Source organism: Chitinophaga sp., assembly GCF_017745275.1.
Lineage (GTDB): Bacteria > Bacteroidota > Bacteroidia > Chitinophagales > Chitinophagaceae > Chitinophaga.
The window spans coordinates 781,297-794,334 of the sequence record NZ_JAGHZS010000003.1 but is presented as its reverse complement, the minus strand read 5'-3'; the positions used below and the strand labels follow the sequence as shown (position 1 = coordinate 794,334).

12 protein-coding genes are annotated in these 13,038 nt (G+C 42.7%); 2 read left to right on the top strand and 10 right to left on the bottom strand.

Annotated features, from left to right (window positions below):
- Nucleotides 1–4 precede the first annotated feature (4 nt).
- The 8 genes from J7623_RS12800 to J7623_RS12765 all read right to left on the bottom strand — a co-directional run bounded on the left by J7623_RS12800 (nucleotide 5) and on the right by J7623_RS12765 (nucleotide 8,646).
- On the bottom strand, nucleotides 5–2,446 hold the full coding sequence (locus J7623_RS12800; RefSeq protein ID WP_291920686.1) for a TonB-dependent receptor: 2,442 nt from the start codon (nucleotides 2,444–2,446) through the stop codon (nucleotides 5–7).
- A gap of 31 nt (nucleotides 2,447–2,477) precedes the next feature.
- Nucleotides 2,478–2,894: a DCC1-like thiol-disulfide oxidoreductase family protein gene (locus tag J7623_RS12795; protein WP_291920685.1), complete on the bottom strand. Its 417-nt coding sequence runs from the start codon at nucleotides 2,892–2,894 to the stop codon at nucleotides 2,478–2,480.
- On the bottom strand, nucleotides 2,885–4,399 hold the full coding sequence (locus J7623_RS12790) for a transglutaminase domain-containing protein (protein WP_291920684.1): 1,515 nt from the start codon (nucleotides 4,397–4,399) through the stop codon (nucleotides 2,885–2,887). The genes J7623_RS12795 and J7623_RS12790 overlap by 10 nt, the downstream gene beginning before the upstream one ends.
- A complete protein-coding gene (locus J7623_RS12785) occupies nucleotides 4,386–6,113 on the bottom strand; it encodes an O-antigen ligase family protein (protein ID WP_291920683.1) in 1,728 nt (575 codons plus the stop codon). The genes J7623_RS12790 and J7623_RS12785 overlap by 14 nt, the downstream gene beginning before the upstream one ends.
- 7 nt (nucleotides 6,114–6,120) lie before the next feature.
- Nucleotides 6,121–6,627: a hypothetical protein gene (locus tag J7623_RS12780; RefSeq protein WP_291920682.1), complete on the bottom strand. Its 507-nt coding sequence runs from the start codon at nucleotides 6,625–6,627 to the stop codon at nucleotides 6,121–6,123.
- Between the two features lie 45 nt (nucleotides 6,628–6,672).
- Complete coding sequence (locus J7623_RS12775; protein WP_291920681.1) at nucleotides 6,673–7,596, bottom strand: HTTM domain-containing protein; 924 nt, start codon at nucleotides 7,594–7,596, stop codon at nucleotides 6,673–6,675.
- Nucleotides 7,597–7,598: 2 nt separating this feature from the next.
- Nucleotides 7,599–8,243, bottom strand: coding sequence for a hypothetical protein (locus J7623_RS12770; RefSeq protein WP_291920680.1), 645 nt, complete (start codon nucleotides 8,241–8,243; stop codon nucleotides 7,599–7,601).
- A gap of 76 nt (nucleotides 8,244–8,319) precedes the next feature.
- Nucleotides 8,320–8,646 (bottom strand): hypothetical protein, encoded by a 327-nt coding sequence (locus J7623_RS12765; protein WP_291920679.1) that lies wholly within the window; start codon nucleotides 8,644–8,646, stop codon nucleotides 8,320–8,322.
- Between the two features lie 714 nt (nucleotides 8,647–9,360).
- Between J7623_RS12765 and J7623_RS12760 the strand changes: the two genes are divergently transcribed.
- A complete protein-coding gene (locus tag J7623_RS12760) occupies nucleotides 9,361–9,936 on the top strand; it encodes a Crp/Fnr family transcriptional regulator (RefSeq protein WP_291920678.1) in 576 nt (191 codons plus the stop codon).
- A gap of 197 nt (nucleotides 9,937–10,133) precedes the next feature.
- On the top strand, nucleotides 10,134–11,498 hold the full coding sequence (locus tag J7623_RS12755; RefSeq protein WP_291920677.1) for an alpha-L-fucosidase: 1,365 nt from the start codon (nucleotides 10,134–10,136) through the stop codon (nucleotides 11,496–11,498).
- A 278-nt stretch (nucleotides 11,499–11,776) separates the two neighbouring features.
- Here the strand turns inward: J7623_RS12755 and J7623_RS12750 are convergent, their stop codons facing one another.
- Together J7623_RS12750 and J7623_RS12745 are read right to left on the bottom strand one after the other, a co-directional pair.
- Nucleotides 11,777–12,172, bottom strand: coding sequence for a DUF1634 domain-containing protein (locus J7623_RS12750; RefSeq protein ID WP_291920676.1), 396 nt, complete (start codon nucleotides 12,170–12,172; stop codon nucleotides 11,777–11,779).
- Nucleotides 12,173–12,175: 3 nt separating this feature from the next.
- Entirely contained in the window at nucleotides 12,176–13,012 is an 837-nt protein-coding gene (locus J7623_RS12745) for a sulfite exporter TauE/SafE family protein (protein WP_291920675.1), read from the bottom strand.
- Between the last annotated feature and the right edge of the window lie 26 nt (nucleotides 13,013–13,038).

Sequence of the window (13,038 nt, the reverse complement as noted above, 5' to 3'; positions counted from 1 at the left end):
AGACTTATTTAATACCATTGCCCAACTGATTACTTTCTTCTTTCAGGTCATTATTTTGAATCACCTGTTTTTTAGGCCTGGTAGTTTTCTTTATTTTACCAAATTGGTAGCTGAAAGTTAAGTTAACTGATCTGAAATCCAGACCGCTTTTCACATATTGATTAAAATCCGGCCCCTGCAAACGTTGATTAATTTTCACTTCAGCCCAAAAAGGATTGTTGGAAGTAATACCAATCTTTCCTTTTTTATGCAGTACTTCTTTCGTTAGTCCCATTGATACCATTCCCCATCCGGAAGTAGTGCCTTGCAAAGTAACTTTGGATGAATTATAAAGCCCAACAAAACTGGCAGCAAATCCTTTCCCGAATGTCAGATTGGAAACAACAGACCCCGTATATACGATACCGTTATTTTTATATACAGCAGCGCTCTGAATGCCATAATGATAGAGATTAAACGAGCCTGTTATACTCCACCTGGGCATAACGTAGTATACGGCATACAAATTGGCGCCAATGGTACTGCTTTTTGAAATATTCTGATAAGTAGTAAATGCCACCCCTTTATCATTAATAACGGTGACACTCTCTATAATCTTCCCCGTGCTACGGAAATATCCTGTTACACCGAAAACAATTTTTTTGAAGAAAGTATTATATCCCAGTTCAAATGCATCGGTAAGCTCCGGCTGTAATTCGGGATTACCATAACGGATATTTTTGGCGTCTGCCTGGTTCACATATGGATTCAGGTAAGTAAGACCAGGGCGTTGTATTCTTCGGCTATAGCCCACTTTGATAACAGATCCTGGTTTCTTCAATTTCCTTGCAATGCTAATCGTCGGAATCAGATTTAAATAGGTGTTATTAAATGAGGTGTCTTCCGGCATAAAATCCCCTGAGATCACCGTTTCTTCCAGCCGGGCGCCTACTTTAAACAGGTATACTTTTTTGATTGAAAAAGAATAGGTGCTGTAAATGGCATGCACGTCCTGTTTGTAACGGAAGTTGCCCGACCTGGAAGGGTCAAATGTATAATGACCATTATCAACGTCCACAATTTGGGTAGCGAAATCGCTGCTCATACTTCTGAAGATCGACTTCCAGCCAACCTCCATCGATCGCCCTTTACGGAAAGGATGTGTGTAGTCTGTCTGAAAGGTCAATTCCTTATTGTTGCCATCATTATAATTATCTTCCCGGTAAACTGCGTTTTTTTCTACAGCTGCCTGGTTAAGCAAGTACGAGGTATTTCTTTTCCCCGTACTGTATTGCACAGAGGCGGTCAGCTCCTGCTGTGGATTTTTGAAATGTTTGATATAGTCCGTGATCCAGTCTGCACCTTTATTTTTCCAGTCGCCGTTGGTATACCTTCCGCTATCTCCCATAATTCCCATGTTTCTGTCGATTTCCTTTGTAAGAAGACTATTATTATAGTCCAGCAGATAACCATTAAGCCGGACGGAAGTGCTTATTGTGCTGCTGCTATCAAGATCATACTCTGCACCGAATTGTCCGCCGGCGTTTCTCGTATTGCTTTTGCTATCCGTACGTTGGAGCAATGTCATAAGGTTCCCGACATAATTATTCCGTTCACTTGTTGCGTAGAGTATCGTTCTATTGAAGCTGGCATTCAGGGCTCCGTTAAGCCCCAATTTCCCACTCCGGTAGTTGACGCTACCAGATGCGGAGCTACTAAGATTACCCAGCGAAAGATTGGCGGTACCATTAAGACCTTCCAGGTTTTTCTTCTTGGTGATAATGTTAATGACCCCTGCGGTTCCTTCGGCATCATATTTTGCAGAAGGACTGGTGATAATCTCCACAGACCTGATCTCCGAGGCCGGAATTATTTTCATGGCATCTGAGATACTGAATGCCACTGTAGAAGAGGGTTTACCATTGATTAATACCCGAATAGACGAGGAACCAAACATAGACACATTACCATTAGGATCCACCACCAGCATCGGTATTTTGCGGAATACATCAGCGGCGGTTCCACTTTGATTGGTAACATCCTGGTCTGCATGGTAGATGAACCGGTCAATCCTGGTCTCAATAAGATTCTTCTGGCCAGTTACTTCTATCCCCCTGATAACAGTACTTTCCCGTTTAAGGAAGATCGTCCTGTATTGTACCAAGGTGTCAGTCACCTCAACATTAACAGGAAATAGTTTATTGCCATAACCAACAGTACTGACGCCAATTTTATACTTACCTGGTTCGATATGGTTGAAAAAGAAATTGCCTGCTTCGTCCGAAATACTGCTGCCACAAATTTTGTTATCCTCCGCTTTGAGTAAAGCAATCGAAACCGCCTTTATACTGGCACCGGTAACAGTATCTTTTATATTCCCTGTCAAACGGGCTTTTCCTACTTGAGCATAGCCCTGAAGTGTCATTATAAAAAAGCTGATAAATATTTTACAGATTATTTTTCTCATTGGTGTCGAAGAATATATTAAAGAATTCAGGTTATGACAGGAATTGTGCAGCCTCTGCAGCTCCAGGTATTCTACAGGTGCTTTTCATACCAAACAGCCGGTAGCGGTTCCTGGCAATAAAAGAGTAAACCGCATCCGCTAACGGACGTGGTGTTAATAATATAATCACGCCGGCAATCTTCCAGCCTCCTCCAATAAGTAACAGTATTCTGCCCACCGCCCTGGATTTATTATAGAATTGATGATTACTGTAGAAATAGATGGTGTTCAATTTACCGGTAATACCATGCCCATGCAATAAAGCACTGGCGGAAGCTGACTGCAATGAGGCATAAAAAATGATTTTTCTTTTATCCCGTGTTATCACAAAGTCAATAAATGAATTACAGAGATTGCAAATACCATCGAAATAAACTGTATTCTTTACCTGCGCTGTTATCATCTCCATATTTGTTTATTTGATTCATAAGTAAAAAAACGCTCCATTCCGGTAGATCCTGCTTTGGCCAGCCTTAGTAAAGTTTTTTGGGGAACAGCTGTAAAAGTGAGTATGTGATCTGTGGCCGATGTGTTTTTTATCAAACACCAGTGGTGAGTCGCCACATCCCAATAATACAACTGGTATTGATGACCAGGTTGAATCCCGAGCCATTCATCTACACCGGTCCCTTCTACACATATATCTTCCGTTTGTTCTTTAGCTATTTCGCGGAAAAATTCAATCTGTCCATCTTTTTTATGAAGAAACGGAGTGCCCTGTAATGTATAAGTACCTTTGTGATAAGTAGCCAGCGTGTATACAATATTTCTGCCTACATTGGGAAAAGTAAGACGACCGTTTTTACCGGCAACGGCCCAGCTGATTGCTTCCCATTTAGCAGCGTTGTATACACATAAAAAGATAACTTCATTTTCCGGCGCCATTGATTCCGCCAACACAATGTTACCGGCATTGGTTCTGAAAGTAGTGATATCCTGTAACCGATCGTTAAAAAAGAGCTCAGGGATATTCATTTTCTTTACTCCCAGCTTGTTTAACCTGGCAGCCTCACTCTCCTGTGCTGCAAAAGTTTTACGAAATACTTTCGGAGCGCCATAATAAAAACGGAGGCTATCAGGTAACTTAAAGCCCGCTGATTCATCATCCCAATAGGCGCATTCTGAATGCCCGAAATTATTATTGCCCCAGTATGGCACTATCTCAAGAGCTGCCGGAATGCCTATAGCTCGCAATGCTGCGATGTGCAGGTTAGCAATATCCAAACAATTACCGCTTCTCAATTCAAGGGCCTGGGAAAGGCTAAGGGTATTGAGTGCCGGCACATATTCCTTATTATAGGTAAACCATTGATTGATATCTTTGTCAACCGCTTTATAAATCTCTTTTGCGGACATGTTGCTATCTCTAACTAACGTATTGAATTTTCCTGAAAAAAATCGCCGCCAGTCTTCTATTCGCTCATCTCCCAATTTATATGGCAATAGATAATTACAATACACTTCGAAAGGAATCTTCCTGCGGAGGCCGTAATTCCGAAACAGCGTATATGCGCTGTCGATATTTTTTTCAAGATAGTCAGCTTTTATAAACCCAAGGTCTGCGATCTGGTAACGCTGTACGCTGATATCATCAGATGTCAGAAAATCCTGGAAACGTTTTTTGTTCTCATACAAACAAATATCAAAAGGAACTCTATGTGATTGCGCATTTACATAACTGATACTATCCGTACTCATCCCCACCATATTGGCAATCAAAAAATCTGCAGATTTTCTTAGTAATGTATCTGATTGGGTGTTGTACCTGCGCAGCAGTTTCTGAATTTCCACTTCATTATCTCCTGATTTCTTTAGGGCGTATGCAACACTATGCGGTTGTACAGGTTGACAACCCGCCCAGGTGAGTATAGCAAAAGAAAGTATAATGCAATAAATGTTTTTATCCTTTTCCATGCAATTGTATTAATGCAGATGCTTTTAATTTGATACTGTCAATTTGGGCAGAAGGGATCTTTATATCCATGCCAATAATGGTATTAGCCCATTTTACAGCCTTATCCGAAGCGCCATTGGCGGCATAATACTTCATGAGCCGGTACCTTGGATAAAACCTGTTGGGTACCAGGAAAGATGCCTTTAAATAGGACCTCTCTGCTGCTTCTTTCTGCCCCACCCTATCATAACACTCTCCCAGTCTTACATACAGATCATAGTAGTTAAAATCCAATGCGGCTTTTGTTAACACAGGAATAGCTTCCTTGTACTTTTCATGTAAACACAGTTCCGTACCGTAAGTGTATAAAAACTGTGGCTCATTTTCCAATTGGTGATATAGCTGCCTATATGAGGCTTCTACCCGTTCAAATCCCTTTCTTCTGGCAATAGTTGTTAGTGTCTGCCAGCTTCCGAGGTGATTAATGTACTGAAGTGTGCTTGCTGCTAATAGTAAACAGGGAACAAACAACATCCACCGGAGTACTTTGACTACCGGTGGATTTACTTTGAGGGAAAAGACTATTTGCTGGTCCTTCCAGGCCATGATGGCAACAAGCAGCAAAACATTTATCACCAGGGTACTACTCCTGAATGGGTAAGAAAAACAACAAAGAACAAATACGGATAGTCCATATGCATAAACGATTTGACCAAGAATATCAGATGTTCTTATAAGTTGGTTAAAAATATGTAGCCATTTTACCAGGAAGCCCGACAGCAATAAGAGAGCAACCGTTCCCAGTTCACTCCATGTTTGAAGAAATTCATTATACGCTACTGTTACATGCGATGCAAGTCGGGCGGCAGCCTTATCTTCCGGATGCTGCCTGAAATACTGCTCCTGGTAATCATTGAAAACAATTTTAAACCGGTCGAAGCCGATACCGCTGAAAGGATGATCAGCGATTATCCTCAACGTCGTTTTATAAACAAACCATCTGCCGATAGTAGAATCCTGTTTGAACTGAAGTAATTGTTTACCTGCAAATCCCACCACACACAGGAATAAAACAACCGCCACATATCTGACCACCGGCCGCTTCAATATTACCGACAGGCGGGAAATATTTTCCGGAGAGCGTAATACAAACAGGCATCCCATACCAACTATTAAGGCGACCCAGGCAGTTCTGGCCTCCGATAAACCAAGCGCCGTCACTGCTAACAGTATAATCATCCCCGCCGTTACGCGCTGCCACTTTCTTATTGAGGTGAACAATAGAAGGAGTGGACCAGGTAATAATGTAATAATAAAATTGGCATATACAGCAGGATTAGCCATAGTACCAGTGACCAGAAATAATGTATTGGTCCGGGAAATCATACCGGAAAACTGTAGTATCCCCATCACCGCCTCCAGGAAAACTATTGCCGTAAAAACAAACAACAATGCCCGGATAGCCGAATGCCCGTGCAGGAAAAAGCATCGTGCGGCAACATACATCAGCAGATACAATAACAAATCTGCAAGCTGAGCAGATTTGTTGGTACCATCTTCTTTTATAAGAATATTGATAACAATAAGCAGCCAGACAGCAATACCTGCAATATCCAACCAGGATACCGTCAGACTTGCCGGGTAGTTTTTTGCTTCTCCGCACAGATATACCGCTGTTAATAAAACAGTCAGCAAAATATAAGGATACAATATACCGGTAATAAGGCTTAACATAACTCATTTACTGTTGTTCGATCAATGTATTTACCCTTATACTGCTGGCTGCAGAACGCCCTTTCCACCTCGCCAATCTATGTCCTGCAAATACCCCCAGGGCAATCCCAAGGATATTGGTATAAACATTCTGCAAAAAGAAAGGTAGTCCGGCGAATACCTCTACTCTCCGAAGTTTAATACCCTGGGGGACTTTTCCACTCTCTACCAGATAACGCTCAAACATTTTCCCATAGGCTTTGGGAACATCCGGGCTAATCACATATACTAACCTATCTAATAAATACGCGAAAAGTACGGAAAACACTGCGAGGGCTATCCAGTCAACAACACCAGTGCGGGACGGCGATGTTCTTTTACCGGTGAAGGCCGGCATAAAAGTAGCTGTCAGTAAATAAGCTATACCGGGCAACATAGAAAAAATGAGCATGGAAAAAGCAGATCCACTATATAAGGAAATGATGCAGCCCAGATAAATAATCACCGTTGCGATGAACATTTGATTTAATGCCATCTTGATTTGGCGTTTTATTTCCATAGTTTTCATATCAACATAGTTTTAATTGGGCAATACCTGTCCTGAAGGCTCTTTTTTGCTCCTGAATTTTTCGCTAATGGGGTCAATAAAGCGTTGTTTATAGGATAATAGTTCCTCATCTGAAAAGAAAATGATGTAAGAGAAAATAAACACAAACTGAAAATCATAGATCATCATAAATACGTAGATCCCCATATGCAGCGCCAGCCCCATCATTACCAGGTAAGGCTTGAGTTTCTTTACAAATACCAGTACCGGGAAGTACATCTCAAAGAAGACAGTAAAATAGGTACTGAACGTTACAAAAAATTCATTCCTGGCCAATGCATTGTTTAACGGAGTACCCCTAAACCGGTCGAGCATAAAAGTATAATAAACCGCTATTCCGTTAAACCACACATCTGCGTGTAACTTATGCATAGCGGACACGATATAGATCAGGCAAAACTGGAACATGATCGAGTAAGCCGCCAGATTTGACAGCAGGTTCACAAGCCGTCGGGTAGATTCCCTTTTTAGTGATGGTTTGCTGATGGCGAAATGATCGAAGGAGTTAGCAAACGTTAAATAAAGTACCAGGAAAAAAAGAAGATTATCGCCGCCATTCAGGATCAGCCAGTCCAATCGCTGAAACAGGATCAGGAATGCCATCAGTATAACATTGGTGATATTTTTTCCTATCCCAAAGAAAAACAACAGGATCACCAGTATGTAGCAAGTGAGCAACAAATGGAAATGTTCTCTGAACACGGTAGAATCAAGTACATATTGTCCGAAACGCATGGGGAGATGCGATATGATGCTGGTTGGGCCATAGATCAACTCCATATTGCGCCATTCCAGAATAATTTTTTTCAACAGGTGTAAACATATAAATATTCTCAGGATGGCAAGTGCTATTGAGCTTCTGTTGGTTGACTGTAAGTAGGTTACTAACTTCTTCATAATTACCCTTTTGGAATGGCTATAAATGGCGTTTCGAATGTTTTAACTCCGGGGCTGTTTCTTTCCGTTACCTTATTCCTGTCAACGAATTTGGGAATAGGCAACTGTGCAATCATAAATTTCATTTCATAGTCAGTGCTGATATGATGCTGGGCAGCGATCAACGTACCATATTTTGTCAGGGTTGCAATACCACTCAGTTTTGCCCTGACAGCCCAGGCTTGTTGCGTTGCCATCTGCACAAGTTCTGCCTCGGGTTTATCTTTATGTCTGAACTTGAGTTCATTGGTGTATTGAAAAAGGAAATCGTTTACTTCAGAGATAGATCCCGAAATGATATAGTCTTCCTTTTCCTCCAGCATATTAAAAGGTGCTGTTTGTTGTTTTCTGGCGGTAATAGGGCCAAGTACTTCAAATACCACTTGTTGAGTTGTATCGGATTTGCTTCTGAAAAAATAGTATAAGCGCTCGTTGTTTTTAGGTGGCGGGGCAAAGAAAGACCACCGCTGGAACAACACAGATTGAAAAGCTGCCTCTTCTTTGCTGAATTTTATTTTAATTGGGTTGTCTGGCAGATTAAAAAAAATATTGGATGCCCAAAAGATCACAAAAGCAAAAAGTATGACAACACTCAGTATTTTATTCATTGGATAAAAGAGTAGAGATATTAATGTAATTACATAACAGGGCCACACGGCAGCCCTGTTATGTAGAACCTTTGGATTAATCCAGTGATGCCAGTCTTGCTTCCTGTGAAGCATTGTCGGCAGACGTGAGAAAGCCCTCCGCTGTTTTAACAGCAGTGTAAGCTACTGCGGTAGCTGCAACAGCTTCACCAACAGCCACCACAGCCTCCGTTACTGCTACAACAGTAGCCAGCACAGGGGTACATTCACTGTCAAGATTTGCAGATGCATTCTGATAATCAGGGTTACTAACTTGTTTTGCTACATTTTTAGAATTGCCGGTTTGGGCATAGGAAAAGTTGCTTAACAACAGAGCGGCAGCTAATGCGAGTGCCGCATTTCTTTTAGAAAACAGTGTTTTCATGTGCATTTTTATTTGGGTTTTAAGAATGACTTGGCGATTCCCAGGAAATCAGCATCTGGAAAACTTCCTGAGAGACAATTTCCAGGGCACATGAGAAATCTGCTGCAAGCCCCCGGGATAGGGTGCCAGCGCAAAACCGCTACATGGATTTATTGGGTATATACTAGCACTGAAACGCGCCTACTAGGGCATAATGATGTTCAAAATCTGATAATCATAGGAACTATTTCATGTCAGGTGATTGGGTTTATATGCTCGACATTAACACCTCATAATATATTGCTTGCTCAACTATTTTATACAACATGCCGGGAGGATACTATTCTACCTTTTCGCTGCACTATCCTGATAGCCTTGCAGATCATCTTTAAAAGCCGGAAAAATGTTGGCATTTCTATCTGCAATAGGATAATCCATGGGTAACATATTTCCTGGGAAAATTTCCGGATTTTTTTTGCCAAAAAGTGATTGTAGTATATTTTTGTCTACAAAATCAGTCGATTAATCATTGTTAACAATGATGCTGCTGCATATCTAAAAGAACCCGATATTAGCGTGTTAAGTCTATGAGCCATTATTTTCTACTATCTATCCAGCAGCATTGTCATTAATTAATCTGAAACAATATTCCGTCATTCGGATAAAGAAAATCTTAAGAAATCTTAAGAAATAGTTACGATTTGTTTATTATGAAGTTTTTATAAGTACCTGGAGATGCACGACAAACTGATCAAGTATATTAAAAAATATGTCCCTGTTACGCCCGCCGATATTACATTAATAGAGGAGTCTTTTACTTATCGGAAATTGGAAAAAGGAGAACTGCTACTGAGAAATGAAGAGGTGTGCCGACATCAGAACTTTGTTTTAACGGGATTCATTAAAACCTATAACTTAAACGTAATGGGGAAAGAACATTGTATCCTGCTGGTACCAGCGGAAAGATGGGCCTCCGATCTCAATTCCTATTTTAACCAGGTCCCCTCTACCGTTATCATCAAAGCCGTTGTAAATACCGAAGTACTGCAACTGAATAAGGCTACTTTTGATACCCTTTTGGACCAGTCTCCTTCTATCGAAAGGTTTTTCAGGAAGATGTACCAGGATGCACTTTGTGCACATCATAAGAAGATCACCGATACACTCATGCTATCTGCCCGGGACCGCTACATCAACTTTATAAGAAGTCATCCCGACATCACACAGTTTGTATCGCTGAAAGATATTGCATCTTACCTGGGGATGACACCTGAATATCTAAGTAATCTCCGCCGTCAGAAAATATATTGATATCCCACTCCGGCTATAATGATACTCCAATGAAATAACTACATAAAAAAATATCAGGTTCTGGTAAAATCAGTCCAGTTTGTTCTGCTTTTTTTATAGATATTTAGTTTGTTATTGGAAGATAAGAGCGCAAAGCGCTTATTTTTTACCGATATTATGCAAACGATTGCATAATATATAATATCCACATTATGTTTATGAAAAAAGGGCTCCTGTTCCTGGTGGCGCTGTTAATACCGACGTCCATCCTGTTAGCACAAACTACACTCACACATGATCAACGCATGCAATGGTGGCGGGAAGCACGCTTCGGCATGTTTATCCACTGGGGCGACTATGCCCAGCTGGCCGGCAACTACAAAGGTCAGCAGGTTGGCCGCGGCGGCGAATGGATCATGAACCGCGCAAAAATCCCGGTGCTGGAATACCAGCAATACGCCAAACAATTTAACCCCGTGAAATACGATGCAGACGCCTGGGTAAAAACCGCCAGGGACGCCGGCATGAAATATATTGTGATTACCGCCAAACACCACGACGGATTCGCCATGTTTAAATCCAATGCCAGCAAATGGAATATCGTAGATGCTACCCCGTATGGCAAGGATGTACTGGCCCCGCTGGCTGCCGCCTGCAAAAAATATGGTATCAAACTGGGCTTCTACTACTCCCAGGCGCAGGACTGGAACAATCCCGGTGGCGCCGCTGCCCGCAAAATTGCCACCGAAGGATGGCCCAACCCGGATTCCGCTAAAATAGACGCCTATACAATGGCCAACACCGGCCACTGGGACCCGCTGCAAACCAGTGCTACCATGTCCGAATACATCGATAAAGTAGCTGTACCACAGGTAAAGGAACTCCTCACCAACTACGGCGATGTAGCCGTATTATGGTGGGATACCCCTACCAACATGACAGATGAATATGCACAAAAACTACAAACCGTACTGGCACTGCAACCCAATATCATCACCAACGACCGCCTGAAACGCCCCAACTTCCCCGGCGATTATAAAACACCGGAACAGAAAATCCCTACCCAGGCAGAACTGGATGGGCGCGACTGGGAAACCTGCATGACCATGAACGGCACCTGGGGATATAAAAGCTATGATCACAAATGGAAAACTACGGAAACGCTTATACGTAACCTGGTAGATATCGCTTCCAAAAATGGTAACTATCTCCTCAATGTAGGCCCGGATGCGCTGGGACAATTCCCCGAAGGTAGTCTCACTGCATTGAAAGGCATTGGCCAGTGGATGAAGGTAAACGGAGAATCGATCTATGGCACACAAGGCAGCCCGTTGCCGGCACTGGATTGGGGCCGCTGCACCCAAAAGAAAAATGGTGATAAAACTACCTTATACCTGCACGTATTCAACTGGCCTGCTGATGGTCAGTTGCATGTACCCGGTGTAAAAGGAAAAGTGAATAGCGCCAGATTGCTGGCCAATGGTAAAAACGTGCCTACTACTGCAAACGGAGAAGAGCTGGTGATTCAGTTACCTGCCACCACTCCGGACGCCACGGATGCGGTAATTGCGGTAAGCCTGTAGTGTTGGAATACTTCGATGGCCGCTGTGCCTGTTCAGTATACAGGTTTTAGAAATTAGTTTTTGAAGCGCACATCAAATCGTCCGCTGCTGAGATGAACGGAATCTATCCGGTCGTTGTAATTGCCAGACGCAGATATTAAGGAATTATTAACTGGCATCTAAAATTTTCCTGACGAATACAAATGCTTTGTTAGCATAAGCAGGCGTCTCAAAAAAATTGAGACGCCTGCTATTATCTTTTTAAAATCCCAAAATCAGTACAATCCTGGAAAAAACAATCACCCGGCAAGCCCGCCAGACATACTAAACATAATAACACCCAGTACTACCAGCGTCAACACTACATACAGGTAATCTTTCTCCAGTAAAAATGCTATAACAGAAAAGGCTATACGAATAATAGGCGTAGCAATGAGTAACACCACTCCCAACTGGATAATATTCATGCCTTTATTTTCCAGCACCCCCTGCCAGATACCCCGCAGGTTCGTCAACCCCTCGCGAACACCGGTAAAATTGCCATAAGACGGCTGTTCATGACCATGACGGATCAGGTAAATCACCCCGCCAATCAATACAATAATGCTGGAGGTAATCACACCTATACGCAGTTGCTTGCCTATCAATTGCTGGATATCCTTATCCCGGAGATAATTAGAGAAAAACTTTTTCATAGCTTATAATTTTCCGGTGATACCATTATAAATCATTTGCAGCGCCAGGCCTCCAATTACTACGCTGAAGACTATACGCAGCCACTTTACGTTGGCCCGGGTCAGCAACTTAGAGCCCGCAAAAGCCCCTGCCAGCACGCCCAATACCACCGGCATACATAATCCCGGCGCAATGTAGCCACGCTGCAGGTATACCACGGCGCTGGCAGCCGCTGTTACCCCAATCATAAAATTGCTGGTAGTAGTAGATACTTTAAATGGGATACGCATGATGTTATCCATCGCCAGCACCTTCAGCGCCCCGGATCCGATGCCTAATAACCCGGACATAATACCTGCAAAAGTCATCATGAAGTAGCCCCCCGGCACATGATGCACCTCGTAATTAACTACCCCATCGGCCGTGGGATAACTGCTGTTAAGCCGTAACTGAGCCGCCAGCTTGCTCTTCTGTTCTCCGGCGGGCACTTCCATCTTCTTACGAAAAGACATCAACGAAGAAAAGATAAGCACCAGCCCAAAAATAATGGCCACCACATTGGTGGGCATATACACCGCTATCAGCGCCCCTACCACGGCACCGGTAGTAGTGGCAATTTCCAGGAACATCCCCAGCCGGATGTTCGTAATACCTTCCTTTACATAGGCAGAAGCAGAACCGGAAGATGTGGCAATAGACGCCACTAACGCAGTACCAATGGCATAACGGATGTCTACATGAAATACCAGGGTGAGTAAAGGGATGATCACTACGCCGCCGCCCAGCCCGGTCAGCGACCCCAGTAGTCCGGCCGTAAAGGCCCCACACAGGAGGATCAGGGTAAATGATAAAATCGTCATAAGATGGTTTGGTTGGTTTAGATCAG

Bases quoted from the DNA above. Each gene is read 5' to 3' on its own strand.
- J7623_RS12745 (WP_291920675.1), bottom strand. From the start codon at position 13,012: ATGACGATTTTATCATTTACCCTGATCCTCCTGTGTGGGGCCTTTACG.
- J7623_RS12760 (WP_291920678.1), top strand. From the start codon at position 9,361: ATGCACGACAAACTGATCAAGTATATTAAAAAATATGTCCCTGTTACG.
- J7623_RS12790 (WP_291920684.1), bottom strand. From the start codon at position 4,399: ATGGAAAAGGATAAAAACATTTATTGCATTATACTTTCTTTTGCTATA.
- J7623_RS12770 (WP_291920680.1), bottom strand. From the start codon at position 8,243: ATGAATAAAATACTGAGTGTTGTCATACTTTTTGCTTTTGTGATCTTT.
- J7623_RS12785 (WP_291920683.1), bottom strand. From the start codon at position 6,113: ATGTTAAGCCTTATTACCGGTATATTGTATCCTTATATTTTGCTGACT.
- J7623_RS12780 (WP_291920682.1), bottom strand. From the start codon at position 6,627: ATGGCATTAAATCAAATGTTCATCGCAACGGTGATTATTTATCTGGGC.
- J7623_RS12800 (WP_291920686.1), bottom strand. From the start codon at position 2,446: ATGAGAAAAATAATCTGTAAAATATTTATCAGCTTTTTTATAATGACA.
- J7623_RS12750 (WP_291920676.1), bottom strand. From the start codon at position 12,172: ATGAAAAAGTTTTTCTCTAATTATCTCCGGGATAAGGATATCCAGCAA.
- J7623_RS12755 (WP_291920677.1), top strand. From the start codon at position 10,134: ATGAAAAAAGGGCTCCTGTTCCTGGTGGCGCTGTTAATACCGACGTCC.
- J7623_RS12765 (WP_291920679.1), bottom strand. From the start codon at position 8,646: ATGAAAACACTGTTTTCTAAAAGAAATGCGGCACTCGCATTAGCTGCC.
- J7623_RS12775 (WP_291920681.1), bottom strand. From the start codon at position 7,596: ATGAAGAAGTTAGTAACCTACTTACAGTCAACCAACAGAAGCTCAATA.
- J7623_RS12795 (WP_291920685.1), bottom strand. From the start codon at position 2,894: ATGGAGATGATAACAGCGCAGGTAAAGAATACAGTTTATTTCGATGGT.